We start from the raw sequence: 24,663 nt of genomic DNA on the forward strand, positions 1-24,663 counted from the left end.
GGTTCAGGCGTCGGATCGTTCAGGACCGGGGCGGCGTCTTCTCGGGTTCGACGACCTGGCTCACCAGGTCCAGGGCCCGCTCGGCCTCGTAGCTGGGACGGGGCAGGGGATCGGGGACCTGCGGAGCGGGGATTTCCGGCCCCGGGACGGAGGCGCAGCCGTCGGGACAGGAGATGTGGCACACCGGGGCGCAGTCGTCGCCGCTCCCCCCGGCGCAGGGGTCCAGGCTCGTGGCGCCCAGGTAGAAGGACGCCAGGCACAGGAGGAGGATCGCCGCCCAGCGTCTCATGGCGCGTTCACCTGCGCAGGGTGCCGGGGCGTTCCAAAGGGCGTGACCATCCCCACCAGGATACACGGAGGCCGGCCGGCGTCCCTTCCGGGCGGGGAGGTTCCCATCACAGGCTCCGGCGGCCCTGCTTCTTCCCGCAGGCGCAGGCTTCCCCGCAGCATCCCCTGCGCCTGGCCTTCCTGGCGAGCAGCAGGACAGCCAGCGCGGTGACGAGGAGCACCCCCAGGGCCTGCGCGCTCATGCGAACCCCAGGGCCCGGCCCGCCACCACGGTGCCCCAGCTCAGCAGCCAGGCCAGGACCAGCCCGTAGCCGACGCTGAACCCGGTCCAGCGCCAGCTGCGGGTCTCCTTGAGGATCATGCCCACGGTTCCCAGGCAGGGCGTGTAGACGAGGGTGAAGATCATGAAGGCCAGGGCGGTCAGGGGGGTCAGGCCGGAGCGCTCCCGCAGGGTCTGCTGCAGGGGGCTGCCCTCCTGGCCCTCGGGGGCCTCGGCCTTGGCCTGGTGGACGACGGCCATGGTGCCCACGACGATCTCCTTGGCCACGAACCCGGCGGTGAGGGCCACGCCGTCCTTCCAGGCTTCGGGGCGCCTGCGGTCGGGGTCGAGGATGGGGCGGAACACGGGCTGCAGGGCGTGGCCGAAGCGGGCGGCGAGGCTGGAGTTCATGATCCGGCCATGGTGGGCGAAGGCCAGGTCCTCGAGCTGTTCCTTCTCCTGGGCTTCGGGCAGGTGCAGGGCCTGGACGGCCTGCTCCTGGGCGCGCAGCTCGGCGGCCCAGGTCCGGTTGGTGATGCCGGGGTAGTTGCTGAGGAACCACACCAGGGTGGCTCCGGCGAAGATCAAGGTGCCGGCCTTCTTGAGGAACACCGAGCCCTTCTCCCACATGTGCAGGAGGGTCGTGCGCAGCACCGGCAGGCGGTAGGGGGGCAGCTCCATGACGAAGGGCGTGTTCTCGTTGCGGAACAGGCTCATGCGCAGGGCCTTGCCCGCCACGATCGCCAGCACGAAGCCCAGCAGGTGCATGGCCACCACGGCCAGGGCTCCGTGGAAGGGACTGAAGAAGGCCCCGGCCAGGAGGATGTAGACCGGAAGCCGGGCCGAACAGGAGATGAGCGGGGAGACCAGGATGGTGATGAAGCGGTCGCTGCGGGCCTCGATGGTCCGGGTGGCCTGGATGGCCGGGGCGTTGCAGCCCATGCCCATGATCAAGGGGATGAAGCTCTTGCCGTGCAGGCCCATGAGGTGCATGAGCCGGTCCATGACGAAGGCCGCCCGGGCCATGTAGCCGGTGTCCTCCAGGAAGGACACGCAGCCCATGAGGATCATGATCACCGGGAGGAAGACCACCACCGAACCGACGCCGGGGATGACCCCGTCCACCAGGAGGCTGGTGAGCTCGCCGGCCGGGAGCCGCGCGGCGGCGGCGTCGTGGAGCCAGGCGAAACCGCCCGCGATCCAGTCCTGGGGGATCTTGCCCACCACGAAGGTGAGGGTGTACATCGCCACCATCAGCCCGAGGAAGATGGGGATGCCCAGGAACCGGTTGGTGAGCACGGCGTCGATGCGGTCCGTGGGGGTGCGGCTCCCGCCGTCCGTCGTGGTGAGGACCTCCTTCATCAGCCCCCGTGCGAAGCCGAAGCGCCGCTCGGCCAGGAGGGTGGCGCAGTCGGCGCCCAGGTGGCCTTCCAGGAAGCGCCGGCTGGCGTCCAGCTGCTGCTGGATGGCCTGGCTGGCATGGCTGGCCCGGGCCTGCTCGAGGCCGTCCCGGGTTCCCTCCAGGAGCCGGAGGGCCAGCCAACGCGCGGGCAGGTCGCCGGTGAGCTTCTCATCCCGGCGCACCTCCTCGGCCAGGCGGCGCACTTCGCATTCGATGTCCTCCCCGTAGGTGACCCGGGGGGGCCAGAGGCTGGGATCCAGGGAGGGGTCCTGGCCCGTGGCCACCTTGTGGAGGGCGGCCTTCAGCTCCGCGATGCCCTCGCCCCGGTTGCCCACGGTGGCGATCACGGGCCCGCCCAGCAGCGCGGCCAGGACCTCCAGGTCGACCTGCGTGCCCCTGCCCGTGAGCTCGTCCATCATGTTCAGGGCGAACACCATGGGCTTCTTCAGTTCCAGGAGCTGGGTGGTCAGGTAGAGGTTGCGCTCCAGGTTGGAGGCGTCCAGCACATTGAGGATGACGTCCACCGCCGGGTCGGCCAGGAAGCTGGAGGCGATGCGCTCGTCCTCGCTGCGGGCGGACAGGGAGTAGGTGCCGGGCAGGTCCACCGCCTCGATGGCCAGCCCGGCCTCGTCGAAGGTGCCGCTGCGCTTTTCCACCGTGACCCCGGGCCAGTTGCCCACGTGGTGACGGGCGCCCGTGAGCGCATTGAAGAGCGACGTCTTGCCGCAGTTGGGGTTGCCCGCGAGGGCCACGATCGCCATGCCGCTACTCCTTTTCCATGAGGATGCAGGCGCACTCGTCCCGGCGGAGGGAGAGGTGGTAGCCCTTGATCACCAGTTCCATGGGGTCGCCCAGGGGGGCGAGCTTTTCCACGCGCACCTCCTCGCCCCGGATGAAGCCCATCTCGAGCAGCCGCCTCTGGACGGCCTCCTCCCCTTCCACCCTGCCCACCCGGCCCCGCTGGCCGACCCGGTACCCGCTCAAGCGTTCCATCGCTGCAACCTCCATCACGTCATCCTCTTCAGAAAATCCTGCCCATGCGCCAGACCAGGCCCGCGTTCAGCGACAGGCGTGGCGCGCCCTGGGTGTGGCCCACTTCCACCCCGCAGTCCACGCAGAGGCTGGGCGTCAGGTCGCGCCTGACCGCCAGTACGCTGCTGAGCGCCTGGGGCCCCAGCTCCGTCCCCGCCAGGGCGTAGGTGTCCAGGGTGAGGTTCCATTCGGAGGTCGCGGCGTAGGTGACGGCGAGGGAGACGACCGCCTGCCGGACCCGCCCTTCGCCCGACCTGCGCCCGATCCAGTTGGCGCCCGCGTTCAGGTCCAGGGCCCAGCGGCCCTGGGTGCGGGAGGCCGTGACGAGCAGGGTGTCGTCGTGCCTGCCGGTGCCGATCCCCTTGGCCACGCTGGCCCGGGGCAGCTTGTGCCAGTGGGCGAGGCCCAGGTCCACGCCGGACCTGGCCTGGCTGAGGAACAGGGCCTGGCCGCCGAACACCGGGTCGCTGCCGCCCGCCTTCTGTTCGCCCTGGGAGTCCTTCCGCAGCGCCGGTCCGCTCCAGCCGAGGCGGAGGTCGAACCAGGAGTTGATCCCGACGTTCAGCTGGGTCGGCACGAACCGGTCCTCCGATCCGTCCCGGTTGGAGATCCGCTGGGCCCCCAGCTCCAGTTCCACGATGCCCGGGTCCGTGAGCCCCGCGGACGTGCTGAAGAGGGGGCGGCAGGCCTTGGGGGCGGGATCGGGGACCTGGGCCCCCAGGGCGGTTCCGGCGAGGAACGCGGACAGAGCGATGCCGAGGCGCTTCATGGCGCATCTCCTGGAATGAAAGTGGTTGGTGTTTGAAAGCCAAAGCGACTGAATCTCAACTTCACCATCTTTCCGTTTCCAATACAAGACCCAAAGGTCGCCTTGTGCTCCCAATCACACGCCCGGCCACCCGAAGGGGCGCGCCGAGGGTTCGTATCCGCGGCCCCGGGCCGTTAACCTGCTAGTCGAGACGCCCGGCGCGGGCCGGTGTCGGCGGATGCGGAGGTGGCCCATGACATGGACCTGTGTGCGTGCTGCGGCCCTGACCCTGGCGGGCCTGGCCGCGGCGGGACAGGAGACGCCCATGAACAACCGGGCGGTGTGGTTCCGCATCTTCCCAGAGCCGTTGCCCGAGGGCGTGAACGCGTTCGCCGTGGAGGCCAGCAGCCAGTTCCTGGCCACGGGAAACGAGACCAGCCTGGACGGGCGGTCCCGGGCGGCCCTGGACGGCGAGGACTGGCAGCTCACCGCCGACCTCGCCTGGCGCCTGGGACCCGGACGGGTCAATGTGCGCTTCAGGGGCGTCAACAGCTCCGGGGGGATCGGCGACCAGGCCGTGGCCACCTTCCACAAGGCCCTCGCGCTGCCCGACGGGGGCCGGGACCAGGTGCCCCGGAACCGCATCGACTACCAGCTGGTGGTGAACGGGCGCACCGTGGCGGAGCTGCGGCGGCCGGCCACCCGGCTCCTGGGCACGGACGTGGCCTACGCCATCGGCTTCGGGGACCGCGAGGCCGGCGGGCGGGTGGGGGTCAGCGTCCAGCTGCCCACCGGCAGCGACCGGGACTGGTCCACGGACGGGGGCATCAACGAGATGGCCGGGGTGGCCGGCTGGCGGGCCTGGGGCCGCTGGACCCTGCACGGCCAGCTCGAAGGCGTGCACCTGGGCCTGCCCGCGGGGAGCCCCTTCCGGCAGGCCATGCCCCGGCGCACCCTGGGCCGGGCCTGGGTGGGACTCGGGTTCCGGGACGACGGGCCGGGCTTCTGGCGGGGCTTCGCGCTGGACGTGACCCTGCAGTACCACCAGAGCCCCTACAAGGTGGGCGTCGACTGGATCGACCGGCCCGGGGTCCAGCAGCACTGGGTGCTCGGCCACCGGTCCCTGCCCAGGTGGCGCTTCGGGTTCTCCGAGGACGCGGGCACGTTCACCAACCCCGATATCACGGTGTTCGCCATCTTCCGGCCCTGAATCATTGGCTTTGCTTATGGACCTATTCATTCCGCGCAGGATGTCCCGCGCGCGTTGACACGCGGCCAGGCAGGGCCTATTTCTTGAATCACATGATGCAGCTCCCTTCCACCTCCGCTCCCGTCGCCGCTCACGCCGGCCTCCGGGGAGCGCGCGTGCCGGAGGCCGTCCTCGCCCTTGCCAGCCTGTTCATTACGGTCGTAATTATCGGACCCGGGGCGGGGGCTTTCTAGAACGCACAGGAAAGAAACCCAACCGCCCCGCACCCGAAAGGTCGCGGGGCTTTTTTTCATCCCATTCCCACCAGCGAGGTTTCACATGTCCCCAGTCCTCCGCAGCACCTCAGCCCCCATGGACGCCCGGAAGGCCAGCCAGGGCTCCCAGGGCCGCACGCCGGGAAGCGATGGGGCGGAAGCCGGCCCCCGCACCCCGTCCCCGGCCACCCGGCAGACCGAGGCGCCCGAGATGATGGACGCCTGGAATTTCCGCCTGCTGGTCTGATCAGCTTCTGAACGCCTCCGGCAGGAAGCGGTCCAGGTCCACCCGGTAGGAGGCGCTCCGCGCTTCCCCGAAGGGCACGACCAGGCCCATCTCCGCCAGGGCGGCGAGGTCGCGCACGGCGGTGGCGCGGCTGGTCGTCGTGATGGCGCGGTAGCGGCGGTTGCTCACGGCGAGGTCGGCGCTCATGGGGGAAAGGACGCTCCTGAGCACCTTTTCCTGGCGTTCGTTGAGCGGGAGGCGGCGGACCTCGGCCCAGAACCGGCCCCGGGCCAGGACCCGGCCCACCTCCTGGACGCCCTGGCCCGTGGCGGCTTCCACCTGCCCGAGGAACCAGGCCAGCCAGTCGGTGATGTCCAGGCTCCCGCGCTGGGCATGCTCCAGCGCGTCATAGTAGGCCTGCCGGTTCCTCATGATGTGGGCGGACAGGGAATAGAAGCGCCGCGGGAGCCGCTCGTCCTGGGAGAGGGCGAGGTCGGTCAGGGTCCGGGCGAGCCGGCCGTTGCCGTCGGCCAGGGGATGCAGGGTGACGAACCAGAGGTGCGTGAGGCCCGCGCGGAGAAGGCCGTTCAGGCCCTCGGGAGGATGGTTGAACCAGTCCAGGAAGGTCTCGAGGCCGGATTCCAGCCCCGCGCGGCCGGGGGCCTCGAAGTGGACCGTCTCCGGTTCTCCCGGGCGGCGCCCGAGGGTGGCCACGACCATGGGGTAGTCTCCTCGCAGCTCGCCGGCGGGGAGGGTCCGGAGGCCGTCCGGGACGCCCCTGGGAAAGAGGGCCCGGTGCCACCCGAAGATCCGTTCGAGGGTGAGGGGCGATCGCCAGCCTTCCGCCGCCTCGGCCAGGATGTTGACGACCGGGTCGACCCGCCGCAGGCTGCCGGTGGCCTGTGCGAGGTTCGTCGCGACGCCCAGGCGGAGCATCATGGAGGCCCGGACGGATTCCAGGTCGAGGCTGACACCTTCGATGGCGCTGCTGTTCACCACCTCCCGCGCCATGGCCTCCACCGCCGTTTCACCCGCGGCGAAGCCCCCGATGGCCCTCACGACGCCCAGCAGCTCGGCCTGGGCGCGGCGGGCCGAATCCAGCGGGCCGGACAAGCGTAAGGAATCCCACGCGAGCGCAGGCCAACCCGGGAGCTCCCATATGAACGTGTGTCCGGTCCTGGCCCTGGCCATGGTTGAACCGCCTTGATTCAATTCTGGCCCTTAATTGAATCGCGATCGATCTTATTTTAAGTAAAATGCTGAGTCGTTTCTGGCCCCTAATCGAATCACCCGGCCCAACCCAATGGGAGATTTTCCAGCGCATTTAATGGATAATCCAACATGCCTCCACGCGGACCCCTTGCTTTCCCGGGCCGGCCATGATGTCCATGGCCACCGGCAAGGTGCTGGGCTTCCTGGACGGGGCCCTGGTGTGGGACATCACCCGGAACCTGGCCCTCAACGGGCTCGGGGCCTACCTGGTGACCCGGCTGAGTTCCGTGCGCCGGGCCATCACCGACTCCCATTACCGGGCCAAGGACCAGCTGGTGCTGGCCCTGGTCTTCGGGGCCTTCTCGGCGGCGGGCAACTTCATCGGGATCCCGGTGCACGGCGCCCTGGCCAACACCCGCATCGTGGGGCCCATCGCCGGGGGACTCATCGGCGGGCCCCTCGTGGGCATCGGGGCGGGCTTCCTGGGCGGGGCGGTGCGCTATTCCATGGGGGGCTACACGGCCCTGGCCGCCCTGGTCTCCAACGTCCTCGCGGGCCTCATCAGCGGCCTCGTCTACCGGCGCCTGGGGGCGCGGCGGATCACCGTGCCCGTGGCGCTGGGAACGGCCGTGCTGGCCGAGCTCAACCTCAAGGCGTGCATCCTGCTCATGTCCAAGCCCTTCGCCCAGGCCTGGCAGCTGGAGCGGACCATCGCCATCCCCACCATCCTCGCCAACGCGGCGGCGGTGGGGATCTTCCTCCTGGTGGTGCGCGACGTGTACCGGGAGCAGGAGAAGATGAAGGCCCAGGCCACCCAGCAGGCCCTGCTGGCCCAGGCCGAGCTCCAGATGCTCAAGGCCCAGGTGAACCCCCACTTCCTCTACAACACGCTGACCACCGTGGGCGCCCTCACCCGCACGGATCCCGAGGCGGCCCGCACGGTGATCAAGGACCTGTCCGTCTTCCTGCGCCGGTCCCTGGACCGCGGGGAGGAGATGACCACCCTCGCCGACGAGCTTCAGACCGTGGAGCTCTACCTGAGCCTCCAGAAGGCCCGCTTCGGCACCCGGGTGCAGGGGGACATCCAGGTGCCGCCCGAGCTCCTGGGCCTGATCCTGCCGGTGTTCATCCTCCAGCCGCTGGTGGAGAACGCCATCAAGCACGGCATCGGCCCCCGCCGCGAGGGGGGCACCGTCACCCTTCGCGCGGGCCGGGAGGCCCAGGGCGCCTGGATCGAGGTGCGGGACGACGGCCTGGGCATCGAGGAAAGGGACCTGGAGCGCCTCAACCTCCGGGGCGGCACCCCTTCGGAGACCGGCCTGGGCCTGGGCCTGCAGCACGTCCACCGGCGCCTGCGCCTCATCTTCGGGCCCGCCTCGGGGCTGGTGCTCTCCAGTGCCGGACCCGACCGGGGCACCGTGGCCCGCCTCTCCCTCCCCGCCCAGGCCATGCCATGAGCCGCTTCCGGGCCGTCATCGTGGACGACGAGCCGCTGATCTGCGGCGAGCTCAAGACCCTCCTGGAGGCCCAGGAGTGGGCCTGGGTGGTGGGGGTCTATCACGACGGGGCCCGGGCCCTGGCCTTCCTGGAAGAAGAGGGGGCCGACCTGGTCTTCCTGGACATCCAGATGCCCGAGATGGGCGGCCTGGAGCTGGCGGCGCGCCTGGCGGAGCTGCCCCGGCCGCCCCGGGTGGTCTTCGTGACGGCGTACGCGCAGTACGCCCTGGAGGCCTTCAAGGTCCGGGCCATGGACTACCTCCTGAAGCCCTTCGACGCCGCGGACCTCCTGCGCATCCGGGACCGCATGGCCGGAGCGGGGCGCATCGCCGCCGAAGCGCCCCGGTTCCCGCGCACCATCCTCGTGGAGGGCGCCACCGGGTTCGACGTGGTGCCGGTGGACCGGATCCGGATGATCGTGGCCCGGGAGCGCGAGGTCTTCCTGGAGACCCTGGACGGCCGGAGCCGGCCCACCCGCACCCGCCTCACGGAGTTCGAGGCCCGGCTCGATCCCGCCTTTTTCCTGCGGTGCCACCGGAACTACATCGTCAACGTCGACCAGGTCGCGAACCTCACCCCCTGGTTCAACCACGCCTACCTGATCCACCTCAAGCCCCTGCGGGACGGCGCCCCGGCCGAGATCCCCGTGGGGCGGATGTACCTGCCCCGGCTGAAGAGCGTCTTCGGCCTGTAGCGGCATCCGGGCCGCTGGTACGCCAGGGAGGGTCGCCGGTGGCTCCAGGCTGGACGTGAACCTTCCCGTGGCCCGATATGGAAGGTACACCCTGGCATGCCCCATAGGAGGATCTGACGTGGAACGCAAGAAACTCGTCGCGCTCGTCGTGGCCTTCGCGGCCCTGGCCGGAATCATGTGGCTCACTCCCGAAGTGAAGGGACTGACCCCCACCAGCAAGGCGGCCCTGGGGGTGGCGGTCTTCGCCATCATCGTCTGGGTCACCCAGGCCCTGGAGGACGCCATCAGCGGCCTCCTCATCGTCTTCCTCCTGGCGGCCCTCAAGGCCACCACCCTGCCCAACGCCTTCGGGGGCTACGCCAACACGGCGCTCTGGCTCATCGTCATCGGCTTCATCATGGCCGGGTGCATGGAGAAGTCGGGCTTCTCCAAGCGGGTCGCCCTGACGCTGGTGAACATGGCCGGCGGCGGCGCCGTGAAGATCTACTGGGCCGTCGCCGCGGTCATGGCCGTCATGACCTTCCTGGTGCCGTCCATCACGGCCCGGACGCTGCTCATGCTGCCCATCATCCTGGGCATCGGGCAGGCCTTCAACGCCGAGCACGGCAAGAGCAACATCATGAAGGCCCTCATGTTCATCGTCGCCATGAGCGGCACCATGATGAGCATGGGCGTGCTCACCGCCCACGTGGGCAACCCCATCACCGTCGGGCTCATCGAGGCCGCCACCAAGAAGACCATCTCCTGGTCCATGTGGTTCAAGGTGGGCGGCGTGCCGGCCTTCGCGCTGGCCTTCCTCTCCGTCTACATCCTCCGCCTCATGTGGCCCCCCGAGATCAAGACCCTGGGCAGCGGCCACGACTACATCAAGAGCGAGCTGGAGGCCCTGGGCCCCTTCTCCAAGGCCGAGAAGTACACCCTGGTGGTCTTCCTGCTGACCCTGGTGCTCTGGGCCACGGACTCCTTCCACAAGGTCAACGTGGTGATCGTCGGCATGGCCTCCGTCATCGTCCTGCTCTGGCCCGCCAAGGGGATCATGGGCTGGAAGGAGGCGCAGTCCAAGGTGCCCTGGAACGTGTTCGTGCTGTACGGCGCGGGCCTCTCCATGGGCGCAGCCCTGGCCTCCTCGGGCGCGGCCAAGTGGATGGCCGGGACCATGCTCGGCCCCCTCATCCACCTGCCCCACGTGGCCCAGCTGATCATCATCATCTGGCTCATCACCGCCCTGCAGGTGTTCTTCACCGGCGGCGGCCCCAAGACCACGGCCCTGACACCCATCATCATCGCCCACGCCGTGGCCATCGGCGCCGACCCCATGGCCTTCGCCCTGATCATCGGCATCAACATGCCCCACCAGTACCTGCTCCCCGTGACCAACATGCCCAACGCCGTGGCCATGGGCAGCGGCCACATCACCTCGAAGGAGATGCTGAAGACCGGCGCCGTGATGAGCCTGCTGGCGGCCGTCTTCATGACGGTCATGGCCCTGACGTACTGGACCTGGCTCGGGCTCACGAAGTAGGAGAATGACATGCCGGTGACCACGCTTCTCGACGAACTGCGGCTGATCGTGGGCCAGGACCACGTCCTGGACGGCGAGGTGGACCGGTTCGGCTACTCCTACGACTCCTCCTTCCTGCCCCTGGTCCCGGCCCGCAAGCCGGACCTGGTGGTGCGGCCCCGCACCGTGCAGGAGGTCTCCAGGGTCATGGCCCTGGCGCACGCCGCCGGCATCCCGGTCACCCCCCGGGGCGCCGCCAGCGGGCGCACCGGGGGCTCCGTGCCCCTGGAGGGCGGCATCTCCCTCGCCCTGGACCGCATGACCGACATCCTCGAAGTGGACGAGGCCAACATGATGGTCACGGTGGAGCCGGGCGTGCGCACCATGGACCTGCACGACGCCTGCGCCGCCCGGGGGCTCTTCTATCCCCCGGACCCCGCCAGCTGGAAGTTCAGCACCATCGGCGGCAACGTGGCCGAGAACGCCGGGGGCATGCGGGCCGTGAAGTACGGCGTCACCCGGGACTACGTCATGGGCCTCCAGGTGGTCCTGGCCGACGGCGCCATCCTCGAGACCGGCGGGAAGGCCATCAAGAACGTCACCGGCTACGACCTCACGAGCCTCTTCACGGGCTCGGAGGGGACCCTCGGGGTGATCACGAAGGTGCTGCTGCGGCTCATCCCCCTGCCCAAGCAGCGGGGGGTGCTGCGGCTCATGTTCGCCGACATGGAGGACGGCTGCGCCACGGTCCACCGGATGCTGAAGGAGGACATCGTCCCCTCGGCCGCGGAGATCATGGACGACGTCAGCCTCGAGGCCGTGGCCAGGCACCGCAAGATGACCCTGCCGGCGGGCGCCGGCTGCTGCGTGATCATCGAAGTGGACGGCGAGGATGCCGCCTCGCTGGACGGCCAGTACGAGCGCATCCGCCACGTGGCCGCCGCCTGCGGCTGCCTCGAATTCAAGGTGGCCAAGGACAAGGCCGAGAGCGACGAGCTCTGGGCGGTGCGGCGCGGCCTCAGTTCGGCCGTGGCCTCCCTGGCCCCCAACCGCCTGGGCGAGGACATCTCCGTGCCCCGGGACGCCTTCCCCGAGGTGGTCCGCCGCATCGGCGCCATCGCGAAGAAGTTCGACCTCCTCATCCCGGTCTTCGGCCACGCCGGGGACGGGAACCTGCACCCGTCCGTGCTCTGCGACATGGCCGACGCCGGGCAGGCCGAAAGGGTCCACCATGCGGTCGACGCCATCTTCGAGGCGGCCCTGGCCGTGGGGGGAACCCTGACCGGGGAGCACGGCATCGGCATCACCAAGCGCCCCTACCTGGCCCAGGCCCTGGGCGAAACGGGCGTGCGCACCCTCAAGGCCATCAAGGCCGGCCTCGATCCCAAGGGGATCCTCAACCCGGGGAAGATCTGGTGAACGACCTCCTCAAGGAAGCCAAGGACCTGGTGGCGGGCTGCGACCGGTGCGGCACCTGCCTCACCGTGTGCCCCCTGTTCAAGGTGCGCGACGTGGAGCGCTCCAGCGCCCGCGGCAAGAACGCCATCGCCCGGGGCCTGGCCGAGGGCGGCCTCGAGCCCGGCGCGGGCGTGCGCGGGGCGGTGGAGTTCTGCCTGCTCTGCCGGGCCTGCGCCGACAGCTGCCCCAACAAGGTGGCCACCGACGAGGCCATGATCCGGGTACGCCAGGTCCTCACGGACCGCGCGGGCGGTCCCACCGCGAAGTACCGCCTGGTGGGCGCCGTGCTGCGCAGCCGCGCCCTGGTGGGCCTGGGCGCCCTGTCCCTGGGGGCGCTGCGGCGCCTCGGGCTCCTGCGCTTCCTCCCCTCGGCCCTGGTCCCGAAGGAATTCCCCCGCAAGGCCTTCCTGGCCGCCTTCGCCGGTCCCGCGGCCCTGGGCGGGGAGGCTCCGGTGTCCCCGGCGCAGCTGGGCACCCACGCCCGGGTGGCCTATTTCCAGGGCTGCGGCATGAAGCTCATGTTCCCGGACGCCGCCGAGGCCACCCTGAAGCTCCTGGGCGGCCTGGGCGAGGTGACCTCCCCGGACAACCCCTGCTGCGGCCTTCCCCACCTGGCCCACGGCATGGGCGCCACCTTCCTGGACCTGGCCAAGGAGAACATCGCCCTCTTCGAGGACGCCGACCTGGTGGTGACCGACTGCGCCAGCTGCGGCGGGGCCCTCAAGCACCTGGCCTCCCACTTCCGGGAGGATCCGCTCTGGCGGGACCGGGCCGCGGCCTTCAGCGCCAAGGTGCTGGACCTCACCGAGTACCTCGTGCGCATGGGCTACCAGTCCCCGGAACGCCGGGACCGCACGTACACGTTCCACGACCCCTGCCACCTGGTGCGGGGCCAGGGGATCCGCCGCCAGCCGCGCCAGCTCCTGGAGGCCGCGGGCACCTTCGTGGACATGCGCGAGTCCGACGCCTGCTGCGGCGGCGCCGGCACCTTCCACATGGACCACCCCGAAGCCGCCGCCCAGGTGCTGGCCCGCAAGACCTCGAACATCGAGGCCACCGGGGCCGACGTGGTGGTCACGGCCTGCCCCGGCTGCCTCATCCAGCTCACCCGGGCCGCGGAGGCCAGCGGCGGCAGGTTCAAGGCCATGCATATCAGCCAGGTGATCTGAACAGGAATTATTCCCGGATTGCTGGCCTAATGTACCCATGGAAAAGCTTTTCGAGCCGGATCTCGATCTGGAGCTGGCCCTCTCCGGCGTCGGGGAGAGCCGGAGGGGGCTGAGCCTGGCCCTCGCGGCAGGCCTGACCCTGGCCCTGGTGTGGGCGCTCGGCGCGGCGCGCCTGCGCGCCGCCGGCGTGGAACGGACCCGGGTCCTGGGCGTCCGGCTCGCGGTGGATCAGGTCCTGGACCCCGCCCCCCGGGAGGCCCCGCCCTCCGCCCACCCCGGGGATCCCGCCGGGACGGGGACGGTGGACCCGGACCTGCTGAAATACCAGAAGCTGCAGGCGAGCCTCCCCAGGGCAGCCAGCTTCACGCCGGATCTGGACCTGGAGCCTCGCGGCCTGCCGGCGGAAGCCGCCGCCCCGGAGGTGCCCCAGGGCCTGCCCGTGGCCCGGGGCGGCAACGGCATGGCGCGGGGGGACGGCGGTTCCAGGCCCGCCGCGGCGGCCCCGGTGCGGCGCATCCTGGCCGCGCCCGTGGACGACGACGAGTTCCGCATCGTCCTGCAGCCCATCCCGGTGGTGAAGGGGACGGTCCGGGGCCTCAAGGGCTCGGTCCTCGTGCGCCTCTCCATCGGCGCCGACGGCGTGCCGCTGTCCGCCACGCCCCTGGGGGGCCCCCCGGAGACCTGGCCGAGGATCGTGGAGACCGTGCTCCTCTGGCGCTTCCACGTGCCCGAGCGCATGAGGGTCCAGGCCCCCATCCGCCTGGACGTGACCTTCTCCCTCCAGACGCTGTAGACGAGAGGCCACCGTGCGATTCCAGACCGACCTCCCCGCGCCGCCCGCCGCCCTCCGCCATGCCCGCGGCGGCCTCTGGCGGTGGCTCGGAAAGCTCTACCTGGCCTGGGGAGGCTGGCGGGTGGAGGGCGGGTTCCCCGAGGACCCCCGGGCCGTGGTCATCGTGGCGCCCCACACCTCCAACTGGGACTTCACCCTGGGCCTGGCGGTGGTGCTGGCCCTGGAACTGCGCTCCTCCTGGCTGGGCAAGCACACGATCTTCAAGCCCCCCTTCCGCGGGCTCCTGCGCTGGCTGGGCGGCATCCCCGTGGACCGCAGGGCCGCCAGCGGCGTGGTGGGGGCCTGCGTGTCGGCCTTCGAGGCGGCCCCCGCCCTCTACATCGCGCTGTCCCCCGAGGGCACCCGCAAGCAGGTGGGCCAGTGGAAGTCCGGGTTCTACCACATCGCCTCCAGGGCCGGCGTCCCCATCCTGCCGGTGGCCCTGGACTACCCGGAGCACGTGGTGCGCTTCCTGCCCCCCTTCCACCCCAGCGGGGACCTGGAGCGGGACCTTCCCCTGCTCCGGGCGCCCTTCGAGGACGTCAAGGGCCACTCGGCCCGGTGAGTGGCGCGAGGCGACGCGGCGGGGTATCGTAAGACCGTGCGAATCCAGGAATCCCCGATCCATGCCACGCCCCGGGCGGCGGAGGGCTGAATGTCCACCGGCGCCCAGATCCGGGAACCCGCCCTCGTCGCCGAGGCCCTCCGGGACCTCATGGCCACCGAAGCGGAGTTCCCCATCAAGGTGGAGGGCACGCGGACCCTGCCGTACACCGCCGTCCTGCTGAAGGTGGAGGCCGGCTCCGGGGACCTGGTCCTCAAGCTGCTGCGGCCCCTGCCGCCGGCCCTGGCGGAGGGGGCGCCGTTCGAGCTCGTGTTCGCCACCCAGGGCAAGCGCCTGGAGGGGCGCATCCGGTTCGTGGGACGGGAGGGCTATCTGCAGTACCGCTTCCAGGGCCCGGCGACCCTGACGGCGTCGGACCGGCGGCTCTGGAAGCGCTACCCCTTCCGCCCCCGGGAGAACTTCTACGTGGCCGGGCAGGACTCCGAGGTCCCGGGGCACGGCCTCACCGGACCCCTGCTGAGCCTGTCCATGGGGGGCCTGGCCTTCCGGGTGGACCGCATGCTGAGGCTCGACGACGGGATGCCCCTGCCGCCCCACGCCGTGCTCTTCGACCGGGGGATGATCTTCAGCCTCCTGCGCGTCAGCGGCTTCCCCAAGGGCGAGCACCTGGAGCTCCGGGGCCAGGTGGTGCGGGTGCAGCAGGCCGACTCCGAGCTGCAGCTGGGCGTCCAGTTCATGGGCATGGGCGAGGCCGACAAGCTGCTCCTTTCCCGGTTCCTGGAACTGCGGGACCGCCAGAGCGGCCTGTCCTCGGGCGGCTACCGGCCGGAGGCCGGCCCCCTGGAGGTCAGCGCCCCGGCCCGGGCCCAGGCCCCTCCTCCGGCCCCCGCGGCGCCTGGCCTGGAGGCCCTGGGCGCCCTGGACCGCAGGTGCGCCAGGCTCCTCCTGGTGGGGCCCCCAGGCGAGGACCGGGAGCGGCTGGAGGCGAACCTGAGGGCCGCGGGCTACTGGCGCTTCGAGGCCGCGCCGGACCTCTTCGGGGCCCACGGCCTCTGGAAGGAGGCGGGGTCCGCGCCGGTGCGGCTCCTCCTGGTGGACCTGGAGCCCAGCCTCGCCGGGGGCCTGGAGGCCGTCGGCGCCGTGCGGCACCTGGAGCCGCTGCTCCGGTCCTTCGGGGAGCTGCCCATCGCCTTCGTCACCCGGAAGGCGGATCCCATGCTGGACCTCCTGGGGAACCCCGCCTACCGGGGCCTGTCCCTGGAGGGGACGGGCTGGGGAGAGCTCCTACCTTAGGATCGCGTCCTCGATCGTGTTGCCCTCGCCCAGCTCCGGGGCCAGGGACCCGGCGGCCAGCAGCAGCCCCCCGGGGGCGTTGCCCCGCACGAGGCTGTGGTCCATGGCCAGTGAGGCCTCCAGGTGGCACGCGATGCCCAGGGAGGCGCCGTCGACCACCCGGGTTCCCGACACCTGCGCTGAACCGCCCCGGTGCAGCAGGAGCCCGGGCTGCCCATTGCCGGTGACTTCGCAGGCGGCCAGGACGATCCGGCCCCCGTCAACGGCGCAAAGGCCCAGCCCGGGGTTCCCCGCCACCCGGCACCCGGCGAGCTGGACCCGGGCGCCCTCCGTGGCGTGCACGCCGGCCCCCGCGTGGCCCGTGACCAGGCAGCCCTCCAGGGCGGTCTGCGCGCCCTCCAGGGCCAGCACCCCGGCACAGGCGCTCCGCCTGAATTCGCAGCGCACGAACCGGGAGGAGCTGCGGGGCCCCAGCTCCACGGACCCGCCCGCGTGGTCCTCGAAGACGCAGTCCAGGGCCGTGGCCTGCGCCCCGGCGTGGAGCCGCAGGCCCAGGCCCGCGGGACTGGTGACGAGCGCGGCCTCCAGGGTGGTGTGGCCGGAGCGCAGGTCCGCGGCCGGTCCCGGGCCGGCGCCCCGGAGGGTGAGGCCCCGCACGTCGCACCGGGGCGCGTCCACGGTGACGCAGGGGCCCGCGGGGGACTCCACCACGATGAGGGCCGGGTCGCCCGAGCCCTGGAGGGTGAGTTCCTTGTCCACGAGGACCGCCTCCCGGTAGACGCCGGGCAGGACCTCGATGACCGCCCCGCTCCGGGCCAGGCGCAGGGCCACCCGGAGGCTGAGGCAGGTGGCCCCGCCGCCCCTGCCCACGACGATGCGCTGGGGGGGCTCCGGAGCCTGGGCCGGGGCCGCGAGGGCCTCCCGCAGGGCCGCCGCCAGCTCCTCGGCGGTGGCGTAGCGGCGCGAGGGATCCTTGGCCAGGGCCTTGTCCATCACGTCCACCACCGCCCGGGGCACGCCATGCAGGTGGTCCGGGGCGAGCTCCCTGGGGGGCTTGTGCAGGATGGCGTTGAGGATGGCCGTGGGGCCTTCGCCCGTGAAGGGCCGGTCCCCCCCGGAGAGGATCTCGAAGATGATGACCCCGGCGGCGAAGATGTCCGCGGCGGGGCCGGCCTTGCCGCTCTCCAGGTACTCCGGGGCCATGTAGCTGACCGTGCCCATCCAGGTGCCCTGCTCCGTGAGGCTCGAGCGGTCCACGCTGGCCACGCCGAAGTCCAGCAGCTTGGCCACGGGGTGCCTGCCCTTGCCGCCCACGAGGATGTTGGCCGGCTTGACGTCCCGGTGGACGATGCCCCGGGCGTGGGCGAAGCCCAGGCCGTCGCAGGCCTGGGCCAGGGCCTCCAGCAGGTCGGCCCGGCCCGGGGAGCCGCGCTGGATGAGGGTGGCGAGGTCCTCCCCCTCGTGGAATTCCATGGCCAGGTAGCAGACCTCCTCCACCATGCCGAAATCATAGACGGTGATGATGTTGGGGTGGTTCAGGGCCGCCATGGCGCGGGCCTCCCGCTCGAAGCGGGCCTGGCCCTCCCCCTCGAAGGCCGCGCCGGGCCGTATGGTCTTGACGGCCACCGGCCGCTCCAGGACCGGGTCCCGGCCCAGGTACACCTCGCCCATGTTGCCCCTGCCCAGGAGCCGGAGGATTTCGTATTTGCCGATGGTCTTGATCATGCGGTTTCAATGATAAACGGGAATGCACGATTTATCGGTTAAAGGTATCCTCTTCCACCTTGAACTGTTCTTTACCAGGAGCCGACCATGGGCATTTTCGTCAGGATTTTCGGGCGTCTGAGGATACGCGGGAAGTTCGCGTTCCTCTTCGCGGGCCAGGTCCTCCTCCTGGCGGTGGTGGCCCTGACCGGCGCCTTCACCATCGACCGGGTCGTGAGCCGCCTGGAGGTCTCCGGGGCGGACCTGGACAAGGCCCGGATGCTCTCCAGCGCCCTCAACGACGTGAACACGATCCGTACCGTGCACGTCTCCCTCATCGCCGCGGCCAAGGACGAGGCCTACCAGGCCAAGCGCGGCCAGCGCCTCAAGGAGCTGCAGGACAAGGCCGCGGTCAAGCTGGCCAAACTGGAGACCGTGGCCTGGGGTCCGGAGGAGAAGGCCCTGGTGACCCAGGGCCTGGCCTCCATCCGGAAATACGACGCCGGGTTCCCCGAGGCCCTGGCCAAGGCCAAGGCGGCGGCCAGGTTCGATCCGGGCCTCATGGAGGCCAACGTCCAGGACCAGCGCCTGGGGCGGGAGGGCTTCGAGAAGACCCTGGCGGCCATCGACGCCCGCACCCGGGAGGACGTCCGCCTCACGTCGGGCTTCGCCGGCAGGATGCAGCTCTACCTCCTGGCGGGAAGCCTGGTGGCCATCCTCGCCGGCATCGTCATGACCGTGGTCGTGGGGCGGCAGGTGGGCGCGGCGGTGGCGGAGATCCGCACGGCCCTGGTGGCGGTGGGCGGGGGCGACCTCACCCGTTCCCCGAAGGTGGACACCCGGGACGAGTTCGCCGAGATCGCCGGGAGCCTCGACGACCTGACCCGCGGCCTGCGCCAGGACATCTCCACCCTCGCCGGCATCGCCGAGCGCGTGGCCAGCGGCGCCACGGAACTGGCCGCCACCACCGACCAGCTCAACGGCGCGACCGAGGAGATCAGCAGGGGCGCCGAGCACCAGCGCGCCGCCATGGACCGGTCCACCTCGGCCCTGAACGACGTGGCCAGCTCCATCACGGACGTGCGCGGAACTGCGCACGAGACGGACCGGTTCTCCCAGGAGTCCCTTGCCATGAGCGCCCGGGGCCTGGACTGCGCCAGGGGCTCCTCCCAGGCCATGGAGGCCATCGAGGAGAGCTCGGCCAAGGTCGGCCGCATCACCTCGGTCATCGCCGACATCGCCCGCCAGACCAACCTGCTCAGCCTGAACGCCGCCATCGAGGCGGCCAAGGCCGGGGCCCAGGGCAAGGGCTTCGCCGTGGTGGCCGAGGAGATCCGCAAGCTGGCCGAGCGCAGCGCCGGCGCGGCCAAGGAGATCAGCCAGCTCATCCAGGAGAGCACCGGGCGGGTCAAGGACGGCGCCGTCTCCACCGCCGCGGTGAGGGAGATCCTGGTGGCCATGGAGGCCAACATCCGCAACCTGTCCACGGGCGCCGCGCGCGTGACCACCTCGGTGGAGGAGCAGACCCTCTCCTGCAACGAGGTGGTGGAGGCGGTGAGCACCACGGCCCAGCTCACCGAGCAGAACGCCTCGGCCACGGTCCAGCTGGCCTCGAGCCTCCACGAGACCTCCCGCACCATCGACGACCTGGCCCGCCAGGCCGGGGATCTCCACCGCCTCACCGGCAAATTCCGGTTAGCCTGATTCCGTACAGCCAAGGAGGTGCCCATGCTGCCCGTGATTGCGACCGCCGCCCGGAGCTACAAGGCCGGGAACGCGATGCTGGACCGTCTCGTCGGGGACTTCACCGACGCCGAATGGGCCGTGCGCGACGCCGCCGGCCACGATCCCCGCTGGCTGGTCGGGCACCTCGCCACGTACCGGAACCGGGTGGCCGCCGCGCTGGGCCTGCCCGTGGAGACGGCCCCCTGGGAGGCCCTCTTCGCCCGGGGCACCTCGCCCGCGGATCTGCCCGCCGACCTGGATGCCGCGGCCATGGTCGCCGCCTTCCACGCCGCCAACGCCGCCATGGCCGGGGCCTGGGAGGGGGTGACGGAGGAGATGCTGGCCAAACCCGTCGGCCGCACCCTGCCCGACGGCACGAACGACGTGGCCGGACTCGTGGGTTTCCTGGCGTGGCACGAGGCCTACCACCTGGGGCAGCTGGGGCTCCTCAGGCGCCTGGCGGGGAAGGCCGGGGCGGTGTAGTCAGTCGACCTTCCGGGGCGTGTAGGCCTTCATCGGCTCCAGCTTCCTCACGTATCCGCTGGTCCAGAGCTTCTCGAAGATCTCCCCGCCCTGCTTCGCCAGGGCCGGCTGGCGCAGGATGGCCTCCACGTTGCGGGAGGCCTCGAAGTAGTCCTCCTCCCAGTTGCTGGTGCCCACCCACAGGGTGGCGCCGTCCAGGACGACGTACTTGCTGTGGACGGTGCGGGCGAAGGGGATGTGGCCGGTGGACGCCTCGGGGATGGAGGCGATGCGCACGTCGATGTTGGGGATCAGGGCCAGGGACTTGAGGTGGTCGAGGCCCCGGCTCTTGAAGACCCAGTCCGAGACCAGCAGGTCGACCTTCACGCCCCGCACGGCCGCGGCCCGCAGGGCGCCGTCCAGCGCAGGCCAGTAGTGGCCGCGGGCGACGGGGGAGTAGGTGAGGAGCTGGATGCGGATGCTGGAGCGGGCTTCGCCCAGGAGCTGGACCAGGGCGCCCAGGGCGGGGCGGACGGTGCCGGGGGAGAGGAAGGGGGGGCTCGCCACCAGCTCGGCGGAGCCCTGGGTTGCGGCGGCGGGCCTGGAGGCCGGCGGCAGGCTCTTGTCCCCGGCGAAGCGCCAGTCCACCTCGAAGACCTCCTGGAGGCGGTCCACCAGGGCGGGGTCGGTGGTGCGGATGCCCAGCTCGTGGATGTGCTCCAGGGCGCGCCAGTCGAAGTTCTGGCTGCCCAGCACCCCCTCCCGACCGTCGGCGAGGAAGTACTTGGCGTGGAGGATGCCGGTGGAGACGCCCTTGAGGTCGAAGACCCGAAGCTCGAGGTTCCGCACCTTGCGCAGGCGGGCCAGGGAGGCGGGGTCCTGCTCCAGCATGCGCCCGCCGGAAAGGATGAAGCGGATCCTCACGCCCCGCGCCCCGGCGCGCTCCAGTTCCTGGAGGACCTCCTCCAGCGCCCCGCCGGGCTCCTGGGCGATGTAGAACTCGGCGAAGTCCAGGCGGCTCTTCGCGCCTCGGATGACCTCGATCCAGGCGTCCTTGGCGAAGGCCAGGTCCGGGTGGGCCAGGGGGGTCTCCCGGGGGATGGACTGGATGAGCCGGGTGGGCCCCTGGGCCCAGGCCGGGAGCAGGGCGAGGGCGAGCAGGGCGGAAGGGAAGGGGAATCGTCGGGGCATGGGGCCTCACAGGGGGATCACCCAGTTTGGACGGAATCTCCGCGAAAAAGGTTGAATGAGGAGAATTCCGGGCGGGATTCCCGGATCCGCCGGGATCAGCCCCGGGGGGGCGGAGGCGCGTATCCGCCGTCCCAGAGCCGGTTCCCGTCCCGGACCACGCCCAGGCGCCGGAGGGTGTCCCGCCACTCGTACTTGATGCAGGTCTTCTCCAGGGCCGCCGCCTCCGGCTCGAAGGCCACGACGCGCGAGGGGGAGTATTCCTCCCGCCCGTAGCCGGTGCCCGCGGCCGCCTCGGAGGCCATGTCCCGGCTCTCCTTGCGGGCGAGGTTCCGCGCGGCGCCGGCGGTGGCCGGAAGGGGGCAGGGGGGAGGCTGGACCTCGGGATACACCGCCACCGCCACCACGCCCATGGCCGACGTGTCGTCGAAGCGGCCCGCGTAGGAATCGTCGGCCGTGGTGAAGAAGAACCGGTTGATGCGGTCCTGGCCGGTGCGCCACCCGGCGTGCTCCTGGGTGGCGTGGGGCTCCAGGATGTACATCCGTTCGTCGTTGCGCAGCCAGGACTTGGCGCCGGAGACGATGTTGCGGCCGTCCACGGCGATGACCAGGCCCACCCGGCGCGAGGTGGTGTTGCGCACCACGATGCGGTAGCCGGCGCCCTTCACGGCTTCCGCGTAGGCGCGGTTCCGGCCGGGGGCGGGGTAGAGGTTCACGGTGCGCCCGTCGTCCATGCGGAGTTCGACGGTGACGGCCTGCCCCACGGAGCGGGCCTGGGAAGGGCAGGCCAGGATGCCTGCGGCGAGGGCGAATGGGATGGCGGTTCTCATGGGGTCCTCCTCGGATGCCGCTCTGTTGGACAAGGGCGCCCCGGGGAAAGTTCCCCCGCCTACCAGGAAATCGTCACCACCACCTCCGGGGGCGGCTGGGCGGGGAGCTCCCCGCCCACCTTGCCGGCCTTCTCCAGCAGGGCCCTCAGCTCCGGAAGGCGGCGGCTGTCCATGCGCGCCGACACCGAGCGCGCTCCCGAGGCCAGGAGTGCGCCCCCGCACGTGCGCAGGGCCTCCAGGGCCGCGGTGCGGGCCCCGGGGGCCTCCAGGCGGAGGGCGACCTGCGCCGGGGCGAAGGCCTCCGCGACGGCGGACCGCGCCGAGGCCTTCAGGGCCCGGTTCTCCATGCGGTCCTGGGCGGCGGCCCCGGAGGCCACGGCCGGCGGGGGCGGGGCGGGCGCCGGAGGCGGCGCGGGCGGCGCCTCCTTCCTCTTCGCCGGCTCCCGCCTGGGGGCCGGGGCGGCGCGTTCCTTCGCCGCGGGCTCCGGGGCCGCCTCCCGCGGAGCGGGAGCCTCCGGCACGGCGGGCGGGACGATGCCCCGGGCCGGCGCGGCCACCCGCATCACCACGTACCCGGAAAAGCAGATCAGGACCAGGGCGGCAGCCTGGACCCAGGGCCGCGTGGCCAGGGGCCGGCGCCTGGGCGCCACCCGGGCGAGGACCCCCTCCGCGAACCCGGGAGGAGGCTCCACGGCCTCGATGGACCGGACGCGCGCCACCGTCTCCCGCAGTTCCGCGAGGGCCCGGGCGCAGTCCCCGCAGGAGGCCAGGTGGGCCTCCAGGGCCGCCGCCTCCGCGGGGGCGAGGGCCCCGTCGAGATGGGCGGAGAGGAGGTCGCGGAAGTCCCGGCAGGCGCTCATGGGGCCCCCAGGGCGCGCTGCAGGCACGCTTTCACGGCTTCCCGGGCCCGGGCCAGGCGGGACTTCACGGTGCCCTCCTTCAGCTCCAGGGCGGTGCCGATCTCCTGGTAGGAGCGGTCCTGCAGGTCACGGAGGATCAGGACCTCCCGGAAGTCCACCGGGAGCTCGCCCACGCAGGCCTCCACCTGGGCCTTCAGGGCGCGGGCCTCCAGGTTGTCCAGGGCGCTCGGGGCCCCGGACGGCGGGTCCGGGAACACGTCGCCCCGGGCCGTGGGGATGGGGGCGTCCAGCGAGCAGGCCTCCCTGCGCCGCCGCGAGGCCAGCTGGGCGATGCGGTTCCGGGCCAGGTTCAGGGTGATGGCGGTGAGCCAGGTGGTGAAGCGCGCCTCGGAGCGGAACAGCGGCAGGCCCCGGTGGGCCGCCACGAAGGCGTCCTGGGCCACCTCGCAGGCCTCCTCGTAGTTGCCCACCATGCGGTACGCCAGGTTCAGCATGGCCTTCTGGTGGCGCCGCACGAGGATCCCGAACGCGTCGGGATCCCCCGCCCGGCAGGCCTCGACCAGCTCCGCATCCCCGCTCCCCTCATCCACCGAACGCCGGCTCATATGTTGGACAGTCTAATGGGCCGGGATGTTCCCGCGTACTAGACTTCTTTCAGGGCGGCCTGAACGGCCTTGAGGTCGAAGGACTCGGCCTTCCAGCCCCGGGGGAAGCAGGCCAGGGCCTGGCCGTGCTCCGGGTGGCTGGGATCCTGGGCGGCGGCCAGGCTGTCCCGGAAGGCGAAGGGGCCCCCGGAGCCCTCGGGGGGGCAGGCCCGGCGGCCTCCCAGGCAGGAGGGGCCCCGCAGGGGGGCTTCCAGGAGGAGGCGGTCCTCCACGGTCACCACGTGGGTCCAGGCGTCCTCGAAGTCGTACTCGTAGTGGAAGGTCTCGCCCGGCTCGACCCCCAGGCCCGCCAGGGAGGCGCGCTCGCCCCGGAGGTCGAAGGCGGCCTCGGAGCCGCTGCGCCCGTACTCGCCCCCCCGGATGCGGAAGACGTGGCCGTGGTCGTCCTCCCACCCGAAGGCGGCCTGGATGGCCCGGTGGAGCCGGGCCAGGCTGATCGAGGCCGGGACCCGGAGCCGTCGCCACACCGGCGGCTTCGTGTCGGCCAGGAGGATCTTGAGCTGGAACGCGTCCCTTGGATCCTTCGCAGGCATGGCGACCCCCGGTGATGAGTGACGGCCCCCGATTCTAGATCCAACCCCGGGTTCTGTCACAATCGGCTCAGCGAAATCCGAGAAAGACGAGGCTCACGATGCTTTCGGCCACCGATGCCATCCAGCGGTCCTTCGAATGGACCCGCAAACTCCTGTTCGACCCCTTCTCCCTGGGGAAGTGGTGCGTCATGGGCTTCACCTCCTTCCTCGCCGCGCTCCTCGGCGGCGGAGGCCTCAACGCCCCCTCGGGCAGGCCCTTCCGGGGCTTCGGCTCCGCGGCGAAGGCCGCCTCGCCCCTGGAGGGCCTGGACGAGGTCCGCCTGTGGCTCCTGGCCCACCTCGGGCTGGTCGCGGCCCTGGGGGTGCTGGTCCTGGCCTTCCTGGTGCTCCTGACCTGGCTGGGGGCCCGCGGCCAGTTCCTGTTCCTGGACAACGTGGTGAACGATCGCGGGCGGGTGGCCGAGCCCTGGAACCGGTACCGGGAGCACGGCAACCGGGTCTTCGTGTTCCTGCTGGTCCTCCAGGCCGCAGGGCTCGCCCTGGTGGCCTTCGGGAGCTACGCGGGCTGGCGGATCGCGGGGGCCGGCGCGGCCGACTTCGAGTTCGGGCTCCAGGCCGTCAAGGGCATTCTCGCCGCCGCCGCCATCATCCTCCCCCTGGGCCTCGCGGCCATGCTGGTGGGCCAGGTCCTCCGGGACTTCGTGGTGCCGGTGATGTACCTGCGGGGAACCACCGTGGCCGAGGGCTTCGGGGTCTGGTGGCGCGAGCTGGTTCCGGGCAACGGCGGCAGCTTCGTGCTCTTCTATCTCCTGAAGCTGGTCCTCTCCATCGCCGCGGGCGTCGCGGTCTTGGTGGGGACCTGCCTCACCTGCTGCCTGGCGGGCCTGCCCTATGTCAGCTCCGTGGTGTTCCTGCCGGTGGCGGTCTTCTTCCGGGCCTACTCCCTGGCCTTCCTGGGGCAGTGCGGGGAGCCCTGGGTGCTCCTGAGGCCGGGTTCCCAGCATTGAATAGATTTATTGGAACCCAAGGAATCCGAATACTGATGGACGCAGGGGG

At 71.4% G+C, this 24,663-nt stretch carries 25 protein-coding genes; 13 read left to right on the top strand and 12 right to left on the bottom strand.

What is annotated here, in order from left to right:
* Positions 1-19: 19 nt before the first annotated feature.
* The 5 genes from RAH40_RS17405 to RAH40_RS17425 form a co-directional block, all read right to left on the bottom strand.
* Entirely contained in the window at positions 20-289 is a 270-nt protein-coding gene (locus tag RAH40_RS17405) for a hypothetical protein (RefSeq protein WP_306598859.1), read from the bottom strand.
* A 106-nt stretch (positions 290-395) separates the two neighbouring features.
* Positions 396-530, bottom strand: a complete 135-nt coding sequence (locus RAH40_RS17410) for a hypothetical protein (protein ID WP_306598860.1) — start codon at positions 528-530, stop codon at positions 396-398.
* A complete protein-coding gene (gene feoB / locus RAH40_RS17415) occupies positions 527-2,710 on the bottom strand; it encodes a ferrous iron transport protein B (RefSeq protein ID WP_306598861.1) in 2,184 nt (727 codons plus the stop codon). Before feoB ends, RAH40_RS17410 begins: the two co-directional genes overlap by 4 nt.
* 4 nt (positions 2,711-2,714) lie before the next feature.
* On the bottom strand, positions 2,715-2,942 hold the full coding sequence (locus RAH40_RS17420; protein WP_306598862.1) for a FeoA family protein: 228 nt from the start codon (positions 2,940-2,942) through the stop codon (positions 2,715-2,717).
* A 28-nt stretch (positions 2,943-2,970) separates the two neighbouring features.
* Entirely contained in the window at positions 2,971-3,750 is a 780-nt protein-coding gene (locus RAH40_RS17425) for a transporter (RefSeq protein ID WP_306598863.1), read from the bottom strand.
* Between the two features lie 232 nt (positions 3,751-3,982).
* Here RAH40_RS17425 and RAH40_RS17430 point away from each other — a divergent pair, with 232 nt between their 5' ends.
* Complete coding sequence (locus RAH40_RS17430) at positions 3,983-4,939, top strand: DUF3187 family protein (RefSeq protein ID WP_306598864.1); 957 nt, start codon at positions 3,983-3,985, stop codon at positions 4,937-4,939.
* A gap of 318 nt (positions 4,940-5,257) precedes the next feature.
* Positions 5,258-5,440 (top strand): hypothetical protein, encoded by a 183-nt coding sequence (locus tag RAH40_RS17435; protein WP_306598865.1) that lies wholly within the window; start codon positions 5,258-5,260, stop codon positions 5,438-5,440.
* On the opposite strand, the gene RAH40_RS17440 is transcribed toward RAH40_RS17435, so the two are convergent.
* Positions 5,441-6,610, bottom strand: coding sequence for a Fic family protein (locus RAH40_RS17440; RefSeq protein WP_306598866.1), 1,170 nt, complete (start codon positions 6,608-6,610; stop codon positions 5,441-5,443). It lies immediately after the preceding gene.
* Positions 6,611-6,798: 188 nt separating this feature from the next.
* Between RAH40_RS17440 and RAH40_RS17445 the strand changes: the two genes are divergently transcribed.
* From RAH40_RS17445 to RAH40_RS17480, 8 genes are all read left to right on the top strand, one after another.
* A complete protein-coding gene (locus RAH40_RS17445) occupies positions 6,799-8,088 on the top strand; it encodes a LytS/YhcK type 5TM receptor domain-containing protein (protein ID WP_306598867.1) in 1,290 nt (429 codons plus the stop codon).
* The gene (locus RAH40_RS17450; protein ID WP_306598868.1) at positions 8,085-8,822 is read left to right on the top strand and encodes a LytTR family DNA-binding domain-containing protein; all 738 of its coding nucleotides are present in this window, start codon (positions 8,085-8,087) and stop codon (positions 8,820-8,822) included. The genes RAH40_RS17445 and RAH40_RS17450 overlap by 4 nt, the downstream gene beginning before the upstream one ends.
* 118 nt (positions 8,823-8,940) lie before the next feature.
* A complete protein-coding gene (locus RAH40_RS17455; RefSeq protein ID WP_306598869.1) occupies positions 8,941-10,344 on the top strand; it encodes a DASS family sodium-coupled anion symporter in 1,404 nt (467 codons plus the stop codon).
* A 9-nt stretch (positions 10,345-10,353) separates the two neighbouring features.
* Positions 10,354-11,742 (top strand): FAD-binding oxidoreductase, encoded by a 1,389-nt coding sequence (locus RAH40_RS17460; protein WP_306598870.1) that lies wholly within the window; start codon positions 10,354-10,356, stop codon positions 11,740-11,742.
* Positions 11,739-12,950 carry a (Fe-S)-binding protein gene (locus tag RAH40_RS17465; protein ID WP_306598871.1) on the top strand — a complete coding sequence of 404 codons (1,212 nt, stop codon included), beginning with the start codon at positions 11,739-11,741 and terminating at the stop codon, positions 12,948-12,950. The genes RAH40_RS17460 and RAH40_RS17465 overlap by 4 nt, the downstream gene beginning before the upstream one ends.
* A gap of 37 nt (positions 12,951-12,987) precedes the next feature.
* Positions 12,988-13,743, top strand: a complete 756-nt coding sequence (locus tag RAH40_RS17470) for a hypothetical protein (RefSeq protein WP_306598872.1) — start codon at positions 12,988-12,990, stop codon at positions 13,741-13,743.
* Positions 13,744-13,756: 13 nt separating this feature from the next.
* On the top strand, positions 13,757-14,347 hold the full coding sequence (locus RAH40_RS17475; RefSeq protein ID WP_306598873.1) for a 1-acyl-sn-glycerol-3-phosphate acyltransferase: 591 nt from the start codon (positions 13,757-13,759) through the stop codon (positions 14,345-14,347).
* 90 nt (positions 14,348-14,437) lie between these two features.
* Positions 14,438-15,640 (top strand): PilZ domain-containing protein, encoded by a 1,203-nt coding sequence (locus RAH40_RS17480; RefSeq protein ID WP_306598874.1) that lies wholly within the window; start codon positions 14,438-14,440, stop codon positions 15,638-15,640.
* On the opposite strand, the gene RAH40_RS17485 is transcribed toward RAH40_RS17480, so the two are convergent.
* Positions 15,632-17,365: a protein kinase gene (locus RAH40_RS17485; protein WP_306598875.1), complete on the bottom strand. Its 1,734-nt coding sequence runs from the start codon at positions 17,363-17,365 to the stop codon at positions 15,632-15,634. The genes RAH40_RS17480 and RAH40_RS17485 overlap by 9 nt on opposite strands.
* A gap of 87 nt (positions 17,366-17,452) precedes the next feature.
* On the opposite strand from RAH40_RS17485, the gene RAH40_RS17490 reads away from it, so the two are divergent.
* Both RAH40_RS17490 and RAH40_RS17495 read left to right on the top strand, forming a co-directional pair.
* Positions 17,453-19,048, top strand: a complete 1,596-nt coding sequence (locus RAH40_RS17490; protein ID WP_306598876.1) for a methyl-accepting chemotaxis protein — start codon at positions 17,453-17,455, stop codon at positions 19,046-19,048.
* A gap of 24 nt (positions 19,049-19,072) precedes the next feature.
* Entirely contained in the window at positions 19,073-19,552 is a 480-nt protein-coding gene (locus RAH40_RS17495) for a DinB family protein (RefSeq protein WP_306598877.1), read from the top strand.
* Here the strand turns inward: RAH40_RS17495 and RAH40_RS17500 are convergent, their stop codons facing one another.
* The 5 genes from RAH40_RS17500 to RAH40_RS17520 form a co-directional block, all read right to left on the bottom strand.
* On the bottom strand, positions 19,553-20,722 hold the full coding sequence (locus RAH40_RS17500) for a phospholipase D-like domain-containing protein (protein WP_306598878.1): 1,170 nt from the start codon (positions 20,720-20,722) through the stop codon (positions 19,553-19,555). It abuts the gene before it with no gap.
* A 95-nt stretch (positions 20,723-20,817) separates the two neighbouring features.
* Positions 20,818-21,549: a hypothetical protein gene (locus RAH40_RS17505; protein WP_306598879.1), complete on the bottom strand. Its 732-nt coding sequence runs from the start codon at positions 21,547-21,549 to the stop codon at positions 20,818-20,820.
* A gap of 59 nt (positions 21,550-21,608) precedes the next feature.
* Positions 21,609-22,409: an anti-sigma factor gene (locus RAH40_RS17510; protein ID WP_306598880.1), complete on the bottom strand. Its 801-nt coding sequence runs from the start codon at positions 22,407-22,409 to the stop codon at positions 21,609-21,611.
* The gene (locus RAH40_RS17515; protein WP_306598881.1) at positions 22,406-22,999 is read right to left on the bottom strand and encodes an RNA polymerase sigma factor; all 594 of its coding nucleotides are present in this window, start codon (positions 22,997-22,999) and stop codon (positions 22,406-22,408) included. The genes RAH40_RS17510 and RAH40_RS17515 overlap by 4 nt, the downstream gene beginning before the upstream one ends.
* Before the next feature lie 53 nt (positions 23,000-23,052).
* The gene (locus tag RAH40_RS17520) at positions 23,053-23,607 is read right to left on the bottom strand and encodes a plasmid pRiA4b ORF-3 family protein (RefSeq protein ID WP_306598882.1); all 555 of its coding nucleotides are present in this window, start codon (positions 23,605-23,607) and stop codon (positions 23,053-23,055) included.
* Between the two features lie 98 nt (positions 23,608-23,705).
* On the opposite strand from RAH40_RS17520, the gene RAH40_RS17525 reads away from it, so the two are divergent.
* Complete coding sequence (locus tag RAH40_RS17525) at positions 23,706-24,614, top strand: hypothetical protein (RefSeq protein WP_306598883.1); 909 nt, start codon at positions 23,706-23,708, stop codon at positions 24,612-24,614.
* Positions 24,615-24,663 lie beyond the last annotated feature (49 nt).

It is taken from the genome of Geothrix sp. 21YS21S-2 (assembly GCF_030846775.1).
Classification (GTDB): domain Bacteria; phylum Acidobacteriota; class Holophagae; order Holophagales; family Holophagaceae; genus Mesoterricola.

What these genes read in the sequence shown, in the direction of transcription:
- RAH40_RS17405 (WP_306598859.1), bottom strand. Translation starts at nt 289, where the DNA reads ATGAGACGCTGGGCGGCGATCCTCCTCCTGTGCCTGGCGTCCTTCTAC.
- RAH40_RS17410 (WP_306598860.1), bottom strand. Translation starts at nt 530, where the DNA reads ATGAGCGCGCAGGCCCTGGGGGTGCTCCTCGTCACCGCGCTGGCTGTC.
- feoB (WP_306598861.1), bottom strand. Translation starts at nt 2,710, where the DNA reads ATGGCGATCGTGGCCCTCGCGGGCAACCCCAACTGCGGCAAGACGTCG.
- RAH40_RS17420 (WP_306598862.1), bottom strand. Translation starts at nt 2,942, where the DNA reads ATGGAACGCTTGAGCGGGTACCGGGTCGGCCAGCGGGGCCGGGTGGGC.
- RAH40_RS17425 (WP_306598863.1), bottom strand. Translation starts at nt 3,750, where the DNA reads ATGAAGCGCCTCGGCATCGCTCTGTCCGCGTTCCTCGCCGGAACCGCC.
- RAH40_RS17430 (WP_306598864.1), top strand. Translation starts at nt 3,983, where the DNA reads ATGACATGGACCTGTGTGCGTGCTGCGGCCCTGACCCTGGCGGGCCTG.
- RAH40_RS17435 (WP_306598865.1), top strand. Translation starts at nt 5,258, where the DNA reads ATGTCCCCAGTCCTCCGCAGCACCTCAGCCCCCATGGACGCCCGGAAG.
- RAH40_RS17440 (WP_306598866.1), bottom strand. Translation starts at nt 6,610, where the DNA reads ATGGCCAGGGCCAGGACCGGACACACGTTCATATGGGAGCTCCCGGGT.
- RAH40_RS17445 (WP_306598867.1), top strand. Translation starts at nt 6,799, where the DNA reads ATGATGTCCATGGCCACCGGCAAGGTGCTGGGCTTCCTGGACGGGGCC.
- RAH40_RS17450 (WP_306598868.1), top strand. Translation starts at nt 8,085, where the DNA reads ATGAGCCGCTTCCGGGCCGTCATCGTGGACGACGAGCCGCTGATCTGC.
- RAH40_RS17460 (WP_306598870.1), top strand. Translation starts at nt 10,354, where the DNA reads ATGCCGGTGACCACGCTTCTCGACGAACTGCGGCTGATCGTGGGCCAG.
- RAH40_RS17470 (WP_306598872.1), top strand. Translation starts at nt 12,988, where the DNA reads ATGGAAAAGCTTTTCGAGCCGGATCTCGATCTGGAGCTGGCCCTCTCC.
- RAH40_RS17480 (WP_306598874.1), top strand. Translation starts at nt 14,438, where the DNA reads ATGTCCACCGGCGCCCAGATCCGGGAACCCGCCCTCGTCGCCGAGGCC.
- RAH40_RS17485 (WP_306598875.1), bottom strand. Translation starts at nt 17,365, where the DNA reads ATGATCAAGACCATCGGCAAATACGAAATCCTCCGGCTCCTGGGCAGG.
- RAH40_RS17490 (WP_306598876.1), top strand. Translation starts at nt 17,453, where the DNA reads ATGGGCATTTTCGTCAGGATTTTCGGGCGTCTGAGGATACGCGGGAAG.
- RAH40_RS17495 (WP_306598877.1), top strand. Translation starts at nt 19,073, where the DNA reads ATGCTGCCCGTGATTGCGACCGCCGCCCGGAGCTACAAGGCCGGGAAC.
- RAH40_RS17500 (WP_306598878.1), bottom strand. Translation starts at nt 20,722, where the DNA reads ATGCCCCGACGATTCCCCTTCCCTTCCGCCCTGCTCGCCCTCGCCCTG.
- RAH40_RS17505 (WP_306598879.1), bottom strand. Translation starts at nt 21,549, where the DNA reads ATGAGAACCGCCATCCCATTCGCCCTCGCCGCAGGCATCCTGGCCTGC.
- RAH40_RS17510 (WP_306598880.1), bottom strand. Translation starts at nt 22,409, where the DNA reads ATGAGCGCCTGCCGGGACTTCCGCGACCTCCTCTCCGCCCATCTCGAC.
- RAH40_RS17520 (WP_306598882.1), bottom strand. Translation starts at nt 23,607, where the DNA reads ATGCCTGCGAAGGATCCAAGGGACGCGTTCCAGCTCAAGATCCTCCTG.
- RAH40_RS17525 (WP_306598883.1), top strand. Translation starts at nt 23,706, where the DNA reads ATGCTTTCGGCCACCGATGCCATCCAGCGGTCCTTCGAATGGACCCGC.